18 protein-coding genes are annotated in these 16122 nt (G+C 63.7%); 7 read left to right on the top strand and 11 right to left on the bottom strand.

Going from position 1 to position 16122, the window contains the following annotated elements:
- Positions 1-24: 24 nt before the first annotated feature.
- From AC0L2J_RS08325 to AC0L2J_RS08375, 11 genes are all read right to left on the bottom strand, one after another.
- Complete coding sequence (locus AC0L2J_RS08325) at positions 25-417, bottom strand: LIC12192 family sporadic carbohydrate cluster protein (RefSeq protein ID WP_007611636.1); 393 nt, start codon at positions 415-417, stop codon at positions 25-27.
- Entirely contained in the window at positions 410-1216 is an 807-nt protein-coding gene (locus tag AC0L2J_RS08330) for a sporadic carbohydrate cluster 2OG-Fe(II) oxygenase (protein WP_473388567.1), read from the bottom strand. The genes AC0L2J_RS08325 and AC0L2J_RS08330 overlap by 8 nt, the downstream gene beginning before the upstream one ends.
- Positions 1213-2331 carry a DegT/DnrJ/EryC1/StrS family aminotransferase gene (locus AC0L2J_RS08335; RefSeq protein ID WP_473388570.1) on the bottom strand — a complete coding sequence of 373 codons (1119 nt, stop codon included), beginning with the start codon at positions 2329-2331 and terminating at the stop codon, positions 1213-1215. The genes AC0L2J_RS08330 and AC0L2J_RS08335 overlap by 4 nt, the downstream gene beginning before the upstream one ends.
- On the bottom strand, positions 2321-3427 hold the full coding sequence (locus AC0L2J_RS08340) for a DegT/DnrJ/EryC1/StrS family aminotransferase (RefSeq protein ID WP_473250601.1): 1107 nt from the start codon (positions 3425-3427) through the stop codon (positions 2321-2323). The genes AC0L2J_RS08335 and AC0L2J_RS08340 overlap by 11 nt, the downstream gene beginning before the upstream one ends.
- Before the next feature lie 8 nt (positions 3428-3435).
- Positions 3436-4395 (bottom strand): transketolase family protein, encoded by a 960-nt coding sequence (locus AC0L2J_RS08345; protein WP_473388574.1) that lies wholly within the window; start codon positions 4393-4395, stop codon positions 3436-3438.
- Between the two features lie 10 nt (positions 4396-4405).
- Positions 4406-5254: a transketolase gene (locus AC0L2J_RS08350; RefSeq protein WP_007611630.1), complete on the bottom strand. Its 849-nt coding sequence runs from the start codon at positions 5252-5254 to the stop codon at positions 4406-4408.
- Positions 5251-6279 carry an aminoglycoside phosphotransferase family protein gene (locus AC0L2J_RS08355; protein ID WP_063995923.1) on the bottom strand — a complete coding sequence of 343 codons (1029 nt, stop codon included), beginning with the start codon at positions 6277-6279 and terminating at the stop codon, positions 5251-5253. Before AC0L2J_RS08355 ends, AC0L2J_RS08350 begins: the two co-directional genes overlap by 4 nt.
- Positions 6276-6887 (bottom strand): HAD family hydrolase, encoded by a 612-nt coding sequence (locus tag AC0L2J_RS08360; protein WP_473388582.1) that lies wholly within the window; start codon positions 6885-6887, stop codon positions 6276-6278. The genes AC0L2J_RS08355 and AC0L2J_RS08360 overlap by 4 nt, the downstream gene beginning before the upstream one ends.
- Before the next feature lie 5 nt (positions 6888-6892).
- Positions 6893-7894 (bottom strand): NAD-dependent epimerase/dehydratase family protein, encoded by a 1002-nt coding sequence (locus tag AC0L2J_RS08365; protein WP_473388586.1) that lies wholly within the window; start codon positions 7892-7894, stop codon positions 6893-6895.
- A gap of 27 nt (positions 7895-7921) precedes the next feature.
- Positions 7922-9493 (bottom strand): PfkB family carbohydrate kinase, encoded by a 1572-nt coding sequence (locus AC0L2J_RS08370; protein WP_473388588.1) that lies wholly within the window; start codon positions 9491-9493, stop codon positions 7922-7924.
- An 83-nt stretch (positions 9494-9576) separates the two neighbouring features.
- On the bottom strand, positions 9577-10605 hold the full coding sequence (locus tag AC0L2J_RS08375; RefSeq protein ID WP_473388592.1) for an SDR family oxidoreductase: 1029 nt from the start codon (positions 10603-10605) through the stop codon (positions 9577-9579).
- 162 nt (positions 10606-10767) lie between these two features.
- On the opposite strand from AC0L2J_RS08375, the gene AC0L2J_RS08380 reads away from it, so the two are divergent.
- From AC0L2J_RS08380 to AC0L2J_RS08410, 7 genes are all read left to right on the top strand, one after another.
- On the top strand, positions 10768-11355 hold the full coding sequence (locus tag AC0L2J_RS08380) for an SIS domain-containing protein (protein ID WP_473388597.1): 588 nt from the start codon (positions 10768-10770) through the stop codon (positions 11353-11355).
- Between the two features lie 76 nt (positions 11356-11431).
- A complete protein-coding gene (locus tag AC0L2J_RS08385; RefSeq protein ID WP_473388601.1) occupies positions 11432-12700 on the top strand; it encodes a methyltransferase domain-containing protein in 1269 nt (422 codons plus the stop codon).
- A gap of 363 nt (positions 12701-13063) precedes the next feature.
- Positions 13064-13255 (top strand): preprotein translocase subunit SecE, encoded by a 192-nt coding sequence (secE, locus tag AC0L2J_RS08390; RefSeq protein WP_007611620.1) that lies wholly within the window; start codon positions 13064-13066, stop codon positions 13253-13255.
- Entirely contained in the window at positions 13255-13809 is a 555-nt protein-coding gene (nusG, locus tag AC0L2J_RS08395; RefSeq protein ID WP_007602985.1) for a transcription termination/antitermination protein NusG, read from the top strand. The genes secE and nusG overlap by 1 nt, the downstream gene beginning before the upstream one ends.
- A 130-nt stretch (positions 13810-13939) precedes the next feature.
- Complete coding sequence (gene rplK, locus AC0L2J_RS08400; RefSeq protein ID WP_007602986.1) at positions 13940-14368, top strand: 50S ribosomal protein L11; 429 nt, start codon at positions 13940-13942, stop codon at positions 14366-14368.
- Between the two features lie 6 nt (positions 14369-14374).
- Entirely contained in the window at positions 14375-15067 is a 693-nt protein-coding gene (gene rplA / locus AC0L2J_RS08405) for a 50S ribosomal protein L1 (protein WP_007602988.1), read from the top strand.
- A 90-nt stretch (positions 15068-15157) separates the two neighbouring features.
- Positions 15158-16105: a 2-hydroxyacid dehydrogenase gene (locus tag AC0L2J_RS08410; protein ID WP_473388605.1), complete on the top strand. Its 948-nt coding sequence runs from the start codon at positions 15158-15160 to the stop codon at positions 16103-16105.
- The last annotated feature ends 17 nt before the right edge of the window (positions 16106-16122 follow it).

Genomic DNA, 16122 nt, shown 5'->3' on the forward strand with positions numbered 1-16122 from the left:
GTCCTCAACCGGTCCGCGGCGTCGTCACAGGATGGTCGCGAATTTGTTGACGAGCAGGATGTCCTCGACGGCCTGGATGTTGTCGCGCGAGGACAGCGTGATCTCCTCGACGGCCGCGTGCAGATCGCAGCCCTCGCTCAGTACGCGGTCATAGATCTCCCGCCGCCGTGCCTCGTCGGGCGGCAGCATGAAGATGCTGTAGAGAATCAGGCCGCGCAACCGGGGCAGCTCGTCGAGGATGTCCTCGAGCACCATGTAGCTGCCTTGCATGGTGTGCTCGGCGGCGCTGAGCAGATAATGCAGATTCTTCCGCCGCGCATAGTCGCGAATTACGATGTTCTGGACGTGCTGGGGAGTACGGCTGCCGTTCAGCGGCCGGGCGCCGATATAGCCGCGATGGCCGGCTCGCTCAGCCATGGAAACCTCCCGGGAGCCTGTATTGCATGCCGACACGTGTCGCCGGACGCAGCAGGATCGGTTCGAAGAATTCGCCAAATCGCTTGTCCGCGTAGGGCGACATGATGCTTTTGAAACGGCAGTTCATGCTCCAGCGCGAGCCGGCTTCCTCGTTGATGCGATTGCCGTGCATCAGGGTCTGGTTGAACAGCATCACGTGACCGTAGGGAATCTCGATGAACGTCGCGTGCGGCTTGATGGTCTGGTAGAGTTCCTCGGCGCTGCGCAGGCTGGCCATCCGGTCCTGCATCTCGCCGTTCAGGGATGGCGGCAGCAGATACATCGATTTGGTGCGGTGGACGTCGACCAGCGGTACCCACACCACGACCTCGAACGGCGAGTCGCCCGACCAGACGTCGGAATGGGTGGCGAGCAGCGACGAATCGTCTCCGGGCAGCTGGATGCTGAGATTGACGCGGCGCTGCATGCAGAGCTCGTTGCCGACGATGGTCTCGATCGTCGAGCGCGCCAGACGGAAATAGGTCGGCCGGAACCAGGGCTCGGCGTTGAGGCCGTTGAAGACGTGCAGCCGCAGGCCGTTGAGATCATCGACGCTCACCCGCGTGTGGATGGTGTCGAGCATCGCGTAGGGGTCGTTGCCGTGTGGCAGCTTCAGATAGTCCGCCGCGAGTTCGGCGGCGCGCCGCTGGATCCGGTCGAGCCCGGCGCGATCGTCGGCCGGCGTAGTGACGAAGCCGTCGTCGATGAAGCGTTGCGCCATTGCCTGCTCATCGGCCTCGAGGAAAGCCGTGTCCGTCATGCAAAGTACTCCCGGGCGGTCGCGCAAACATAGCTGATATCCGAGGCCGAGAGGAACTGGTTGATGGGAAGCGTGAGGATCTGATCCGCCTGCCGCTCGGTCACCGGGAACGCGCCGCGACCGTGACCCAGATGCGCCGCCGCCTGCTGGAGGTGGATCGGCACCGGATAGTGGATCGCGGTCTCGATGCCCTTGTCGGCAAGATATTTCTGGAAGTCGTCGCGACGGTCCGTCTGCACGACGAAGGTGTGGAACGTGTTGAACTCGATGTTGCGGCAAACCGGGATGAACAGGGGAAGGCCGGCGAGTTCGGCGCGGTATTGCGCGGCGTTGCTGCGCCGGCGTCCGATGACAGAGGGCAGGTGACGCAAGCGAATCCGGAGCACCTCGGCCTGGACCGTGTCGAGGCGTGACACGATGCCCCATTCCTGGACGTCACTGCGATTGATCAGGCCGTGATTGCGCAGGCGGCGAATCCTCGCGGCAAGCTCGGCGTCGGCAGTGACGACGAACCCGGCGTCGCCCGCGGCATTGAGGTTCTTCAGGGGGTGGGCGGAGAAGCAGCCGAACGTTCCGATGGTTCCGCTCATCCGCCCTTCATAGGTCGAGCCGACGGCCTGCGCGCTGTCCTCGATCACGGCGAGAGCATGCTTGGCGGCGATCGCCATCAGCGGGTTCATGTCGGCCATGCGCCCGGTCAGGTGCACCGGCATGATCGCCCTGGTCCGCGAGGTGACGGCGGCCTCGACTGCGGCGGGATCGATATTCTGGTCCGGTAGCACGTCCGCAAACACGGGCCTCGCGCCGACGGCGATGATGGCGGCGGTCGATGCCACGAACGAATTCGGCGGGGTGATCACCTCGTCCCCGGGACCGATGTTGAGCGCCCGCAACGACAGGATCAGCGCATCGGTGCCGGAATTCAGCGTCAGCACGTGCGGCGAGCCGAGATACGTTGTGAGCTCCTCTTCGAGCTTCGCGACGGCCGCGCCGCCGATGAAATCGCCGCGGCGGAACACACCCTCGACCGCCTGCATGATCTCGCCGCGCTCTTCCTCGAATTGCGCGGGAAGATTGACGTAACCGATGCGTCGGCAGCCGGTGTCAGCGTCCATGGCAGAACTTCCGGACGATCTCGATGACGCGGTCCTGCTGGGCGCGCGTCAGATGCTGGTCGACGGGGAAGCTGATGACCTCCTGGGCATGGCGGTCGGTGACCGGGAAGGTGCCCGGCGCGTAGCCGAGGTGCTTGAGACCTTCCTGCTGATACAGCGGGATGGGATAGTGGATCTTCGCTTCGATGCCGTTGTCCAGGCAGTATTTGTAGAGCTCGTCGCGACGCTCGGCGAACACCATGTAGAGATGGTAGACGTGCTTCACGTTGGGCCGGCGCGGCGGAATGCGCAGGCCGGGCAGGCCGGCAAGGCCCGAATCGTAATAGGCCGCGTTCTCGATCCGACGGCGCGTGATCTCGCTGGTCTGGCCGATCAGCCAGTTGCCGACGACCGCCTGGAGGGAATCGAGCCGCGAATTGCAGCCGAGGATCGCGATCTCGTCGCGATTCTTCATGCCGTGGTTGCGGATCAGACGAAGCCGCTCGTTCATCCCATCGTCATTGGTGACGACGACACCGGCATCGCCCCAGACGTTGAGGTTCTTGAGCGGATGCAGGGAGAAGCCGGCCGCGATACCGTGGGTGCCGGACCGTTTTCCCGCGAACTCCGACAGGATGCCCTGGCAGGAATCCTCGACCACGGGGATGTTGTGGCGCTGGGCGATCGCCATCAGCTTGCCCATGTCGGTGACCTCGCCGGTCAACTGAACCGGCATGATCGCCTTGGTCTTCTCCGTGATCGCGGCTTCGACGTAATCGACGTTCATGCAGAAGGAGTCGTCGCAGTCGACCAGCACCGGGGTCGCGCCGGTCTCGGCGATGGCGCCGACGGTGGCGATGAAAGTGTTGGCGGCCGTGATGACCTCGTCGCCATGGCCGATGCCGAGTGCCTTGAGCGGCAACTTGAGTGCATCGGTGCCCGATCCGACGCCGATGGCGTGACGCACGCCGATCAGCTCGGCAAAGCGCCGTTCGAATTCGGCGACCGGCTTGCCCAGGGTGAAGTCACCCGTCGCCACCAGTCGGCCGATCTCGGCCAGGATCGGTGCCGGGTCGGAGAATTGCTCGAGCAGATAGGAATATCGAACGTCCTGCATGGGGCCCGTCAGGTGGAATGAAGTTGCGGAGAGGAGGTGTGCGAGGCGGGGAGCGCGCGCGCGATCGAGGTCGCAATGGCGTCGGCGGAAAGTCCGTGCTTCTTCAGCAGCGAGTCCTGCGATCCGTAATTGTGCATGAACCGGTCCGGCAGCGACAACCGCAGCATCGCGGGCAGGCCGGAGCCGAGCTTGTCGATCAGCGCCTCGGCGACCGCGCTGCCGAGGCCGCCGGAGGGCACGTGCTCCTCCAGCGTCGCGACCAGCCTGGTGCCCCGGATCGCTTGCAGCAGCGCCTCGGTGTCGAGCGGCTTGACGGTGTGCATGTGCAGGATGCCGGCGCGAATGCCCTGCGCCGCCAGCAGATCCGCCGCAGCGAGTGCGCGCTGGAGCATGATGCCTGTCGTGACCATGACGACGTCGCCGGGGGGCCGCATCAGGATGGCCTTGCCGATCTCGAAGCCGTGCTCGGCCTTCGAGACGATTGCGTCGCCACCTTTGCCGAGCCGGATGTAGATCGGTCCGGTCCAGTCGAGCGTTTGCTCCATCAGCCGCGCCGCCTCGTCGGCGTCGCACGGGCAGACCACCGTCATGTTCGGCAGCGCCCGCATGATAGCGATGTCCTCGATCGCCTGGTGAGTGGGGCCGAGCGGCGCGTAGACGAGCCCGCCGCCATTGGCGATCAGCCGCACCGGTAGATTATGCAGGCAGAGATCGACGGCGACTTGCTCGTAGCAGCGGCGGGTGAGGAATGTGGCGATGGTGTTGACGTAGGGCACGAAGCCTTCCATCGCGAGACCGGCCGACATGCCGATGATGTGTGCTTCCGAAATGCCTTCGATCAGATGGCGCTTGGGAAACTCCTTGCTCATCGCGCGCAAGGTGCCCGCGCCGGGATCGGAGCCGATGTAGAGCACACGCTCGTCGCGCGCGGCGAGCTTGTGGACCATGTTCATCGCGGTGTTGCGCATGAGGAGCCGATCAAAAATCGCCGACGGCGACGCGGATGGCGTCGAGCTCGCCGTCGGTGAGCTTGTTCTTGTGATGCCAATCGGCGTTGGATTCCGCGGCCGGCAGACCCTTGCCCTTGACGGTATGGCAGATGATCGCGGTGGGCTTTCCCGGAACGGCCGGGACCTGCTTCAGGACGGTGCGCAGGGCGCCGACGTCGTGGCCGTTGAGCTCCTGGACGGCAAAGCCGAAGCTGCGCCATTTGTCCGCGAGCGGCTCCAGCGGCAGGACGTAATCGGTGGGCCCGTAGCTCTGCAGCTTGTTGTAGTCGATCAGCGCGACCAGATTGTCGAGCCCGTGCTTGGCGGCGCCCATGGCGGCTTCCCACACAGACCCCTCGTTGATCTCGCCGTCGCCGAGCAGGACGAAGGTGCGATAGGAGCGCTCGCGCATGCGCGCGGCGAGCGCGAGGCCGACACCGATCGACAGGCCGTGTCCGAGCGCGCCGGTCGAGGCCTCGACACCCGGCACCATACCGTACTCGGGATGTCCGCCTAAAATGCTGTCGGGGCCGCAGAAACCGTCCAGCTCCGACAAAGGAAAGAAGCCGCGATCGGCCAACAGCGCATAGAGTGCCAGACAGCCGTGTCCCTTGCTGAGGATCGCGCGGTCGCGGGCCGGATCGCGCGGGTTGTCCGGATCGATCCGCAGCACGTCGTCGTAGAGCACGCGGACCATCTCGATCAGCGACAACGCCGGACCGACATGTCCGCGCCCCGCGGAGCGGACAGAACCGAGCACCAGGCGGCGCAGATAAAGGCTGCGCTCATCCAGCGTGCAGGTGAGGGCGGCTTCAGCGTGAGGTGAGATCTGGGTCACTTCGGTAAATCGGTTGGCCGAATCGTCTGGTGAAGCCGGCGGGCTTTGTCGAGCTGACCGGCGAGGCGGATCCTAACATCGCCACCTTGCGCAGCCATTGCGCGCCGGGAGCGGCTGTCCGGCAAATAGGCGTTCAGGACAATCAGGCACCAGATTCCCTTGAACACAGGATACAGTACGTCACGTCGGATCGCAAACGCGTCATCGCTCGCCTCGAAGGCGCGCGACAGCCGTTCGATCAAGCGATTCGCGCTCGCTTCAGGCAGGTTGCTGCCGGGGTGAATGGCGGTGTCGGACACGAGCTTGACCGGATCGTCCCAGCCGAAATATTCGAAGTCGATGAATCGCAAGCGCCCGTCTTCGGCGCGCAACGCGTTGTGCAGTCCGAAATCGGACGGACTTAGCGCGCGATGGCTGGGCGCGAGGTCCGCCGTTGGATCCCAGCCCAGTTCCGCGTAGCGCCGGCGGAGCTGCCGAATCGCGACGCCAGTGCTGGGAACCAGGCTGCCTTCCATGAACGCGCGCAGGTCGGGATGATCATCCGAAGCCCGCCTCAGTCCGTCCAGCCGCTGCTCGTACTGGGCGATGGCCGCTTCGGGCGAAAAGATGCTGGCTGAGGCGTTGCGCAGATTTTGCGCGCCTTCGGCCTCGCGCAGCTTCTGCAGCTCGATGAGGAAATCGGCGAGCTGATCGGCATCGTCGCCTTGGGGGCGCAGCACCGCGGCCTCGCCGTCGAACCATTGGTACAGCGCGCAGAACGCATCTGCGTCCTTCGCGACCGGCTGCGGTGTCGACGTGATGCCGTGGCGCGCCAGGAACGAGAGCGCATCATACTCCTGTCCCAGGCGATCGCGCCCGTCGGACGGATAATGCTTGAGGGCGAGGGGCGGTCCCTCCGCCATCTCCAGCCGAAACACCCTGTTGTTGCCGCCGGACCGTGCCGGCTGGGCGGTTGCGACACGCGCACCGGCCAGGCGGCTGCCGATCGCTATCGCATCCGGCGCGGTGATGTCGGTCTCGCTCATGCCGCAAACACCTCGCGGCGGATATCGGCCCATGTCGCGATCGGCTTGCAGTGTTCGGGGTGGGGAGGCTGCGCCTGCGTGAACAGGATCGATCGCGTGGTCTTCGGAAAATGCGGTTGCTCGAAGACGTCGACGAGATCGTCGATGAAGACGTCGAGCTCCAGGCGCGCGAGCCTCGCGACTTTGGCGGCCAGTGTGTCCTCGAAATAGACGTCGCCGATGGCCAGCGCCGCATCCGCAGCGTCGATCAGGCTGGCTTCCCGTAGCCAGCTGCGCGCGGCGTCACGCAGGTCGATGCGGTCGGGGTCCTGATGACCGAATCGGGTCTTGTGGCTGACGATGGAGACCTTCGCGCCGGTCTGCCTGCACGCCGCCAGGAATTCCCGCACTCCGGGATAGATCTCGGCGCCGCCAATTCCCTTGCCGTAGACGAAGCCTTGCAGTCCTTGCCAGGCGAGCTCGCCGCCCGCGCGGGACCGGAGATGATCCCGTAGGTCGGTCTTCAGCCCCTCCCATCCTTCCGGCACCAGCCCACGCTGACGTGCGACGGCGGCAAAGACCTTGTCGTAGCAGATGATCGTGTTGTCGAAATCGATGCCGATCCGCACGCCGCTCACTTCAGGCTGATGTTCTGCATCATCTTGATGTTGAAGTACCGGGGGTCGTTGAGCGAGTTCGGCAGGCGGCCCCCCTTGAAGGCGTTCACGAGTCCGGACACGGCCTGCTCGATCGTGTGGGTCGGCGCAAAGCCGAGCTCGCGGCGGATCTTCTCCGAAGAGACGTGGTAGGAGCGGAGATCGTCGGTCGGCTCGACGACGACGTCGACATTGCTGCCGACCACCGACTTGACGATGTCGGCGATCTTCATCAGCGAATGGTTCTCGTAGCCGATATTGTAGGTCTTGCCGTCGATCTTTGCGTCATCCTGCTGGAGCAGGAACAGATAGGCGGCTGACATGTCCTCGATGTGCAGATTGGGCCGGCGCTGCGTTCCACCGAACACGCGGATGCGGCCGGTGTTGACCGCGAGATTCGTCAGGATGTTGACGACAACGTCGAGCCGTTGCCGCGGTGCGTAGCCGCAGACGGTGGCGGGGCGAACCGTGCATGTGACGAAGCCGGGCGCGGCCTCGTCGGCAAGGTCGGTCTCGCACATCGCCTTGAACTTCGAGTAGTCCGTGAGCGGCTCGCAGGACAGGTTCTCGGTCACCTCGGCTTCGTCCTTGATGCCGTAGACGCTGGACGAGGAGGCGTAGATGAAGCGCTTGATGCCCGCCTTCTTGGCGGCGCGCACCATCGGCCGGAAGCAGTCGTAATTGATGGACTTGCCGAGCCCCGGATCCAGCTCGAACGACGGGTCGTTGGAGATGCAGGCGAGGTGAATCACGGCGTTGTTGCCGCGCAGGGCCTCGTTGATCGCGGCTTCGTCACGGATGTCGCCCTTGATCAGGCGCAAATCGGGATTGTTGCGGACGCCATCGAACACGTCCTCGCCATACATGAACAGATCGAGCACGGTGACCTTGTGGCCCGCAGCGAGCAACTGGGGAACCAGCACGCTACCGACATAGCCGGCACCACCGGTGACCATCACATTCCATTTTTGACCAATCACTGTCGTTCTCCAGTATCTGCCGTCGCGCTACTTCAATAACGCGGTGACGAACTTGACCAGCGGCACCTTCTCGACCGAACTGCGGTGGCCGACGATCCCGACCTTGATCGCGCCGGCCGCGTTGCCGATGAAGGCGACGTCCTCGATATTGCCGCCGGCGGCGACCAGCGGCGCGGTGATCGTCAGGAAGGCATCCCCCGCGCCGACGGTATCGACGACGGTCTTGGTGAAGGCGGGGACGCGCGTGACGCCGGTTTTCGACGAGAAGGGGTAACAGCCGAAGGAGCCGTGCGTGATGATCATGTTGTCGCAGTCGATCTTGCCATGCAGGCCGGCCTCGATCACGGACGCGATGTCGCTGAACTTGTCGGTTGCGGCCAGACGCGCCTCCGGCGCATCGATGCAGATGTAGTCGGCCCGCGGATACCTCGTGATCAAATTGTAGCCGTGATTGCCGCTGTTGCTCTGGGCATTGACCGCCAGGAACTTGGAGTTGGCGATCAGGGTGTCGATCGTGCTCGACGCGATCATGCCGTGACCGAAATCGGTGGCGATCACCACGTCCGCGCCACGGACGCGCTCCGTCGTGATACGGTCGATCTCCTTCCGATCGGCCTCGTCGAGCGGCGTATCGTCCATGGTGTAGACTTCGAAGAGCTTGTGCAGATAGCCGAGCTCGACGTACCGCGATTTGCGGGTCGTCGGACGGCCCTGAAGGCGGATCGGCGTCAACGTGACATTCGGGCGGACATGCTCACGAATGAACTCCTCGGGGTAGTCGTTGCCACCCAGCGTCGTGACGATCTCCACCGACTTGCAGAAGCTCGCGACATGGTTCGCCGCGGCAATGACGCCGCCGGCAAATTGCTCGCCGCTCTTGAACAGCGTGGCGACGATGTTTTCCTTCGAGGCCTTTCCGAGCGCCGTGACGTACTGGTATTCGTCGATGATGGTGTCGCCGACCAGCACGACGTGCATGTCCTGCACCTTGTCGATCAGCTTCAGCAGGCGATCGGCGCCGCCACCTTCGCGGACCTTTTGCAGGTAGTCGCGGAGTGGAGGGTCGTAGATGTCGAAATACCGGTTCACCAGCGACGAGGAGCTAAACGTCACGTCGCGCGTGAACACGATGCGTCCGCCGTGACGCTCGACGGCGTCGCGCTCGCTCTGGATCTTGCCAGTTACATCGTCCTCGGGGTTTTCATAGTCAGACCCCTTCACATAGATGTCCGGCCGCACCGTATCCAGGATCGGCTCGGCGCTGGAGGTGTGATTGATGCCGACCCAATCGACCGTCGCGAGCGAGGCCAGCATCTCGGCCCGCATGTTTTCGGGGAAGATCGGCCGACCCGGTCCCTTGTTGACGTAACGGTCGGCGGTAATCGTCACCATGACGACGTCGCCCTCGTTGCGCGCCGCCTGGATGTGCCTGATATGGCCGAGATGCACGAGGTCGAAGACGCCGTGGCAGAGTGCAACTTTCCGGCCCCGCGCTTGCGTGGACCGCGCGATCTCGCCCAGTTCCTCGATCGTCTTGATCTTCTCGTGCGCCGCCAGCTGGTCGTTCAACGCGGGTCTGTCGGTCGGAATATTGCCCATGTGAATAACCTAAAGCGCCAGCCGGCCTCAGCCGGGCGGCCCGGAATTGATCGATTCGCGGCAACGATACCGGGTGAACCTGTTCACTGGCTTGCCTTCTGCGGCGCGCCGGACGCCGCGTCGTTGTTGTCCCCCAGATATTTGAACCAGCCCTTCGTGGCGTCCGCGATCTTGTCCACCGTCCACAGGGGGGCGTCCTTGTACTGATCCATCGACTTCAGCATCGTCGCGACCCCGCCCTCAAATTTTACCTTCGGCGTCCATTTCAGGACCCGCTTGATCTTGGTGATGTCGGCATAGGTGCAATCGGGTTCGCCGGGACGCTTGGGAATGTGGACCTTGTCGCCGCCGAGAAGCTCGATCAGCCGGTTGACACTGTAGGTGTTGTCGGAGCCGACGTTGAAAACTTCGTTCGAGACCTCGGAGCGCGCGGCGGTCACAAAAGCATCGGCGACATCGCTGACGAAGGTGAAGTCGCGGGTCTGCTCGCCGTCGCCGACCACCGTGAAGGGCTTGCCGGCGAACTTCTGCGCCATGAACACGCCGAACACGGCACCGTAGGTGCCCGTGGTGCGATGGCGCGGCCCGTACACGTTGAACAGGCGCAGCGCGACCGCGGGCAGCTTGTAGACCTGGCACCAGTGCATGACGCACTGCTCGCCCAGATTCTTGGTGAGGGCATAGGGATACATCGGCCGGATCTCGGCGCTCTCCGGCGTCGGATAGACGTCGGGAATTCCGTAGCAGGAGGACGACGCGGCATAAACGAAGCGGCTGACGCCGGCCTGCCGTGCAGCCTCGAGAACGTTGACCGTGCCGTCGACATTGGCGCGGTGATACGGGATCGGGGACTCGATCGAGGGAACGATGTCGGCTAGCGCGGCGAGATGGAACACCCAGTCGATGCCCTCGAAATGCGGCGTGATCGATTCGAGTTCGGTGACGTCGGCCCGTACGATCTTGAGTCGACTCGAATCGACGCGCGAGGCCAGATTTTCGGGGCGTCCAATCACGAAATTATCGAGCGCGATGACCTCGTGGCCATCGTCGAGGAGGCGGTCGACGAGGTGACTGCCGATGAAGCCGGCGCCACCGGTAACGATGCATTTCATAGGAACATCCGTGATGCGAATGCCCAGCGAAACAGGCCCGCCAATGTTGTGTGTAAGGTGGAAACCGAATCGGCTGCTGGTCAACTTCGAAGGTAATATACCTTTGCAATCGCTGGTGATAGCCGGTATCAGGGCGTCATGTCGCCGTCGAGCCGCGAGCCCATGCCTGCCGAGTCCGTCGATCCCGATCACAAGGCTTTCCTTGTCGACTACGTAGGGCGGCTCCATCGTGCGACGGCAATTGACGACGGGGTTTTCGCCAGGATTTCCGCCACCCGCACGGCCTGGTTGCGTGCGCGCGAGCGGGGCGGCCGCGTCATCTTCATCGGCAATGGAGGGTCGGCCGGCATCGCCTCGCATCTCGCGATCGATCTGGCGAAGAACGCATCGGTGCCAGCGCTCTGCTTCAGCGATGCCAGCATGATGTCGTGCCTCGCCAATGATTACGGTTTCGAGGACTGGCTTGCGCATGCTGTGAGGCTGAGCGCCCGCGCCGGCGATTGCCTCGTCGCGATCAGCTCGTCGGGACGCTCGAAGAACATTCTCAATGCGGTCGCGCAGGCGCGGACGATGAAGCTCGATGTGGTCACGCTGTCGGGCATGAACGCGGAGAATCCGCTGCGCAATCTCGGCGACGTCAATTATTACGTCGACAGCCGCAGCTACAACATCGTCGAGACCACGCATCAGTTCTGGATGATGGCCGCGATCGACCTCATCATCGGTCGGGCGGAATATCCGGCGTCCTGAGGCGGTGCCGTCGATCTGATCACCACGGGGTGAGATTGCCTCACCTGTTCGCATGTCTCCGTCTTACGGTCCTACGATGAAAAACCTGTTCTACGTCCGTCATACCTGCCGCCTCTGTCATTCGGACAAGCAAGAGCTTGTCGTCCCGATGGCAGGCATGCCCATTGGCACGCCGAACTTCCAGGTGCCGGACGCAAGCGTCGACGATCCCGTCTTTCGGGCCGCGGTGCCGATGGCGCTGCACCTGTGCGCGGACTGCGGCCACCTGCAGATTCTCCACGTCGGCAATCCAGAGATCCAGTACCGAAACTACGTTTATACCACCTCGCTCTCGCTTGGTCTGCGGGAGCACTTCGCAGCCTATGCCAACGACGTCGTCAGCCGGTTCGCCATCGCGCCGGGCTCGCTGGTCGTCGAGCTCGGCAGCAACGACGGATCGCTGCTCGGTTTCTTCAGGGAGCGCGGCATGCGGGTGCTGGGTGTCGATCCCGCCGTCGACATCGCGCGGCGTGCGACGGAAGCGGGAATCGAGACCATCGGCGATTTCTTCACCGATGCCATCGGCCGCCGCATCCTGCAAAGCCATGGCGCGGCCAGCATCGTGATCGCCAACAACATGATCGCCAATGTCGACAATCTCGACCCGCTGGTGATCGGCGTTCGCGACGTGCTTGCGCCGGACGGGCTGTTCGTGTTCGAAACGCAGTATGGCGTCGACGTCACCGAGAAGAACCTTCTCGACACCGTCTATCACGAGCATCTGTCGTATTTTAACATCAAGCCGCTGACGCGCTTCTTCGCGCGGCTTGGCATGGAATTGATCGACGTCCGGCACATCGAGACCAAGGGCGGCTCGATCCGGGTGACGGTGCAGCGTGCTGGCGGCGCGAAGACACCGTCCGCGGAGGTCGCGCGCTTCATTGCCGAGGAAGACCGGCTCGGCGTCGACCAGCCGGCCTACTATGTGCCCTATGCGAAGAGGATCGCCGCGATCCGCGACGAGCTGGTCGCGATGGCCGATGCCGCCCATGCGCGCGGCCGGCTCGTGGCCGGCTACGGCGTCTCGGTCGGGACCACGACCCTGCTGCCGCAGTTCGGCCTGGAGAACAAGATCGACTTCCTGGTGGACGACGACCCCAAGAAGGGGAACGTGATGGCCGGCCCGGGATACGACATCCCGATCCTGCCGCCCGCCGCCCTTTACGAGCGCAAGCCGGCGTTCGTCGTCGTCTTCGCCTGGCGCTATGTGGATCCGATCCGGGCCAAGCATGCCGGCTATTTCGCCGAGGGCGGAAAGTTCGTTGTGCCGTTGCCGGGCATTTCGATGATCGATCGGGCCGATTGACCTTGAGGGGCGGCGGCTGAGGGGGCCCGGTGGTGTCGTCCTGCGAGGAACTGGCTGAGGCCCTGGGACGGCGCATTGCAGGCGGCAGATAAGCCCTTGATCGGCCTGATCTCTGGTCGGTCGCCCGCGGAGTCGGTTTACCCTGGCGGATCCTCTCTATCTTGACCTTTGGTCCCATCCGCAGTAGATACCCCGCACTCGCAGCCGGCCCGTTAGACGCGGATCTCCGGCGCGGCTTTGAAATCCCCGAACAATCGAGCCCGGTTTCCGGCTCATCCTTCGAGACAGAGGGCTGGGCCAACGGCGGCTGTTCGGATCCCTGAAATTCATTCGCGTCTGTCGACGGACGTTGGACATCAAACGATGGCAGTCAGCCCGTTCAAGTTCTTGCAGGAAGTGCGCTCGGAGACCGCCAAGGTTACCTGGCCGACCCGCCGCGAGACCACGATCACCACCATCATGGTGTTCGTCATGGTCGCCGTGGCCTCGATCTTCTTCTTCGCTGCCGACCAGATCATCCGTTACCTCATCACCTTCCTTCTGGGCATTCACTGATGGCAACAGCAACGGCTCAATTGTCTGACAAGCGCTGGTACATCGTCCACGCCTATTCGAATTTCGAGAAGAAGGTCGCCGAATCGATCCGCGAGCAGGCCAAGCAGCGCGGGCTCGAGGAGCTGTTCGAGCTGGTGCTGGTTCCGACCGAGAAGGTCACGGAGGTGCGCCGCGGCCGCAAGATCGACGCCGAGCGCAAGTTCTTCCCGGGCTACGTGCTGGTGAAGATGAAGCTGACCGACGAGGCGTTTCATCTGATCAAGAATACGCCGAAGGTGACCGGCTTCCTCGGCGCGGAAAACAAGCCGATGCCGATCTCGGAAGCCGAAGCCATGCGCATTCTGCACCAGGTTCAAGAGGGCGTGGAGCGGCCGAAGGCGTCGGTGTCGTTCGAGATCGGCGAGAACGTGCGCGTGGCCGATGGCCCGTTTGCCTCGTTCTCGGGTGTGGTCGAGGAAATCGACGAGGCGCGCTCGCGCGTGAAGGTCGCCGTGTCGATCTTCGGCCGCGCCACGCCGGTCGAACTGGAATTCGGTCAGGTCGAGAAGGTCTGATCGCGTAGGCGTGAGACTTCGGTCTCGCGCAAAAAGAGGCCGTGGGAGGGAGAGGGCGGTTGCCAGCCGCATCCGACCCAGACCACGAACCTGAAACCGCCGGCCCAGGCCGGCCCAACAGGAGTGATACATGGCAAAGAAAGTGACCGGATACCTGAAGCTTCAGGTCCCGGCCGGTGCGGCGAATCCTTCGCCCCCGATCGGTCCCGCGCTCGGTCAGCGCGGTCTCAACATCATGGAGTTCTGCAAGGCGTTCAACGCCCAGACCCAGAAGGAAGAGAAGAACACCCCGATCCCGGTGGTCATCACCATCTATGCGGACCGTTCCTTCACCTTCGAGATGAAGACGCCGCCGATGTCCTTCTTCCTCAAGCAGGCTGCCAAGATCCAGTCCGGCTCCAAGGCGCCGGGCCGTGACAAGGCGGGTGCGGTGACCAAGGCGCAGGTGCGCGAGATCGCCGAGAAGAAGATGAAGGATCTCAATTGCGACTCGATCGAGTCGGCCATGAAGATGGTCGAGGGCTCTGCCCGTTCGATGGGTCTGGAAGTGGCGGGGTAAGGGCTCATGGCAATCGGAAAACGTTTGAACAAAGCCCGCGAAGGTATTGATCGCGAAAAGCTTTACCCGCTCGCGGACGCCATCAAGATGGTCAAGGAACGCGCGAAAGCGAAGTTCGACGAAACCATCGAGGTCGCGATCAATCTCGGCGTCGATCCGCGTCACGCCGACCAGATGGTCCGCGGCGTTGTGACCCTGCCGAACGGCACCGGCCGTACGCTCCGCGTGGGCGTGTTCGCCCGCGGCGCCAAGGCCGACGAGGCCAAGGCTGCCGGAGCCGATGTCGTCGGCGCCGAGGACCTGGTCGAGAAGGTGCAGAACGGTACGATCGATTTCGACCGCTGTATCGCAACCCCCGACATGATGCCGCTGGTCGGCCGCCTTGGTAAGGTGCTCGGCCCGCGCGGCCTGATGCCGAACCCGAAGATCGGCACCGTGACCATGGACGTCACCGGCGCCGTAAAGGGCGCCAAGGGCGGCTCGGTCGAGTTCCGCGTCGAGAAGGCCGGCATCCTGCAGGCTGGCGTCGGCAAGGCCTCGTTCACCGAGGAAAAACTGGTCGAGAACATCAAGGCTCTGGCTGACGCTGTCTCCAAGGCCAAGCCGGCCGGTTCCAAGGGCACCTACATCCAGCGCGTTGCGGTGTCTTCGTCGATGGGCCCCGGCGTGAAGGTCGAGCCGGGCACCATTCTCGGCTAAGGTTTGTAAATTGTATGAGGCGAGGGGCGGAATTGGGCAACCGATTCCGCCCCTCGTCGTTTGTGACGGCGTTCACCGGAAACAAGAACAATGACTGACAAGGTCCTGATCTACTCGCGCTTTCCCAAGACGATGATGGCGCGCTTCGCCGAGCGGTTCGAGCTGCTCGACACCGGCGGCAAGCCGGCGCGGGAGATGTTTTCGGCCGACGCGCTCGGCGATATCCGCGCAGTGCTCACCGCCGGCGGCACGCCGCTGGGCGCGGAGGCGATGGACCTGTTTCCGAAGCTCGGGGCCATCGTCTGCTACGGCACCGGCTATGACGGTGTTGACCTGAAGGCCGCTGCTGCCCGCAACATTGCGGTCGGCCATAGCCCGGGTGCCAATGCGGCCTCGGTCGCCGACATCGCGATGACCCTGATGCTCGCGGCGACGCGGCGAATCCTGGTGGCCGACCAGTACGTCCGTAGCGGCGATTGGGCGGCGTCAAAGCCCTCGCCGATGATGCGTCCGCAGGCCGGGATGCCGGGCCGCCGCATCGGCGTCTACGGCATGGGCGAGATCGGCCGCAAGATCGCAGCGCGCTGCGCATCCTTCGAGAGCGAAATCGGCTATTTCAGCCGCAGCAAATTCGATCTGCCCTATCAATATTTCCCGACCCTGGAGGCGCTGGCCGACTGGTGCAGCGTGCTGATGATCGCGGTCCGGGCAGGAGCCGAGACCCAGCATGCCGTCAGCGCCGATATCCTCAAGCGCCTCGGGGCGGACGGTTATGTCGTCAACATCTCCCGCGGCTCGGTGATCGACGAGAAAGCCCTGGTGGTGGCGCTCACCGACAAGACCATCGCCGGAGCCGGTCTCGATGTCTACGACAAGGAACCGCACGCTCCGGACGCGCTGACGGCGCTGCCCAACGTCGTGTTCGCTCCCCATATTGGCGGCCACACCCTAGAATCGCACGTCGCCATGCAGAACTGCGTGCTGGCGAACCTGACCGCATTTTTCGAGGGCAAGAAGCTGCCTTACGGGGTCAAATGAGCTGAAACCGGCCCTTT

Source organism: Bradyrhizobium sp. MV1.5 (assembly GCF_055807615.1).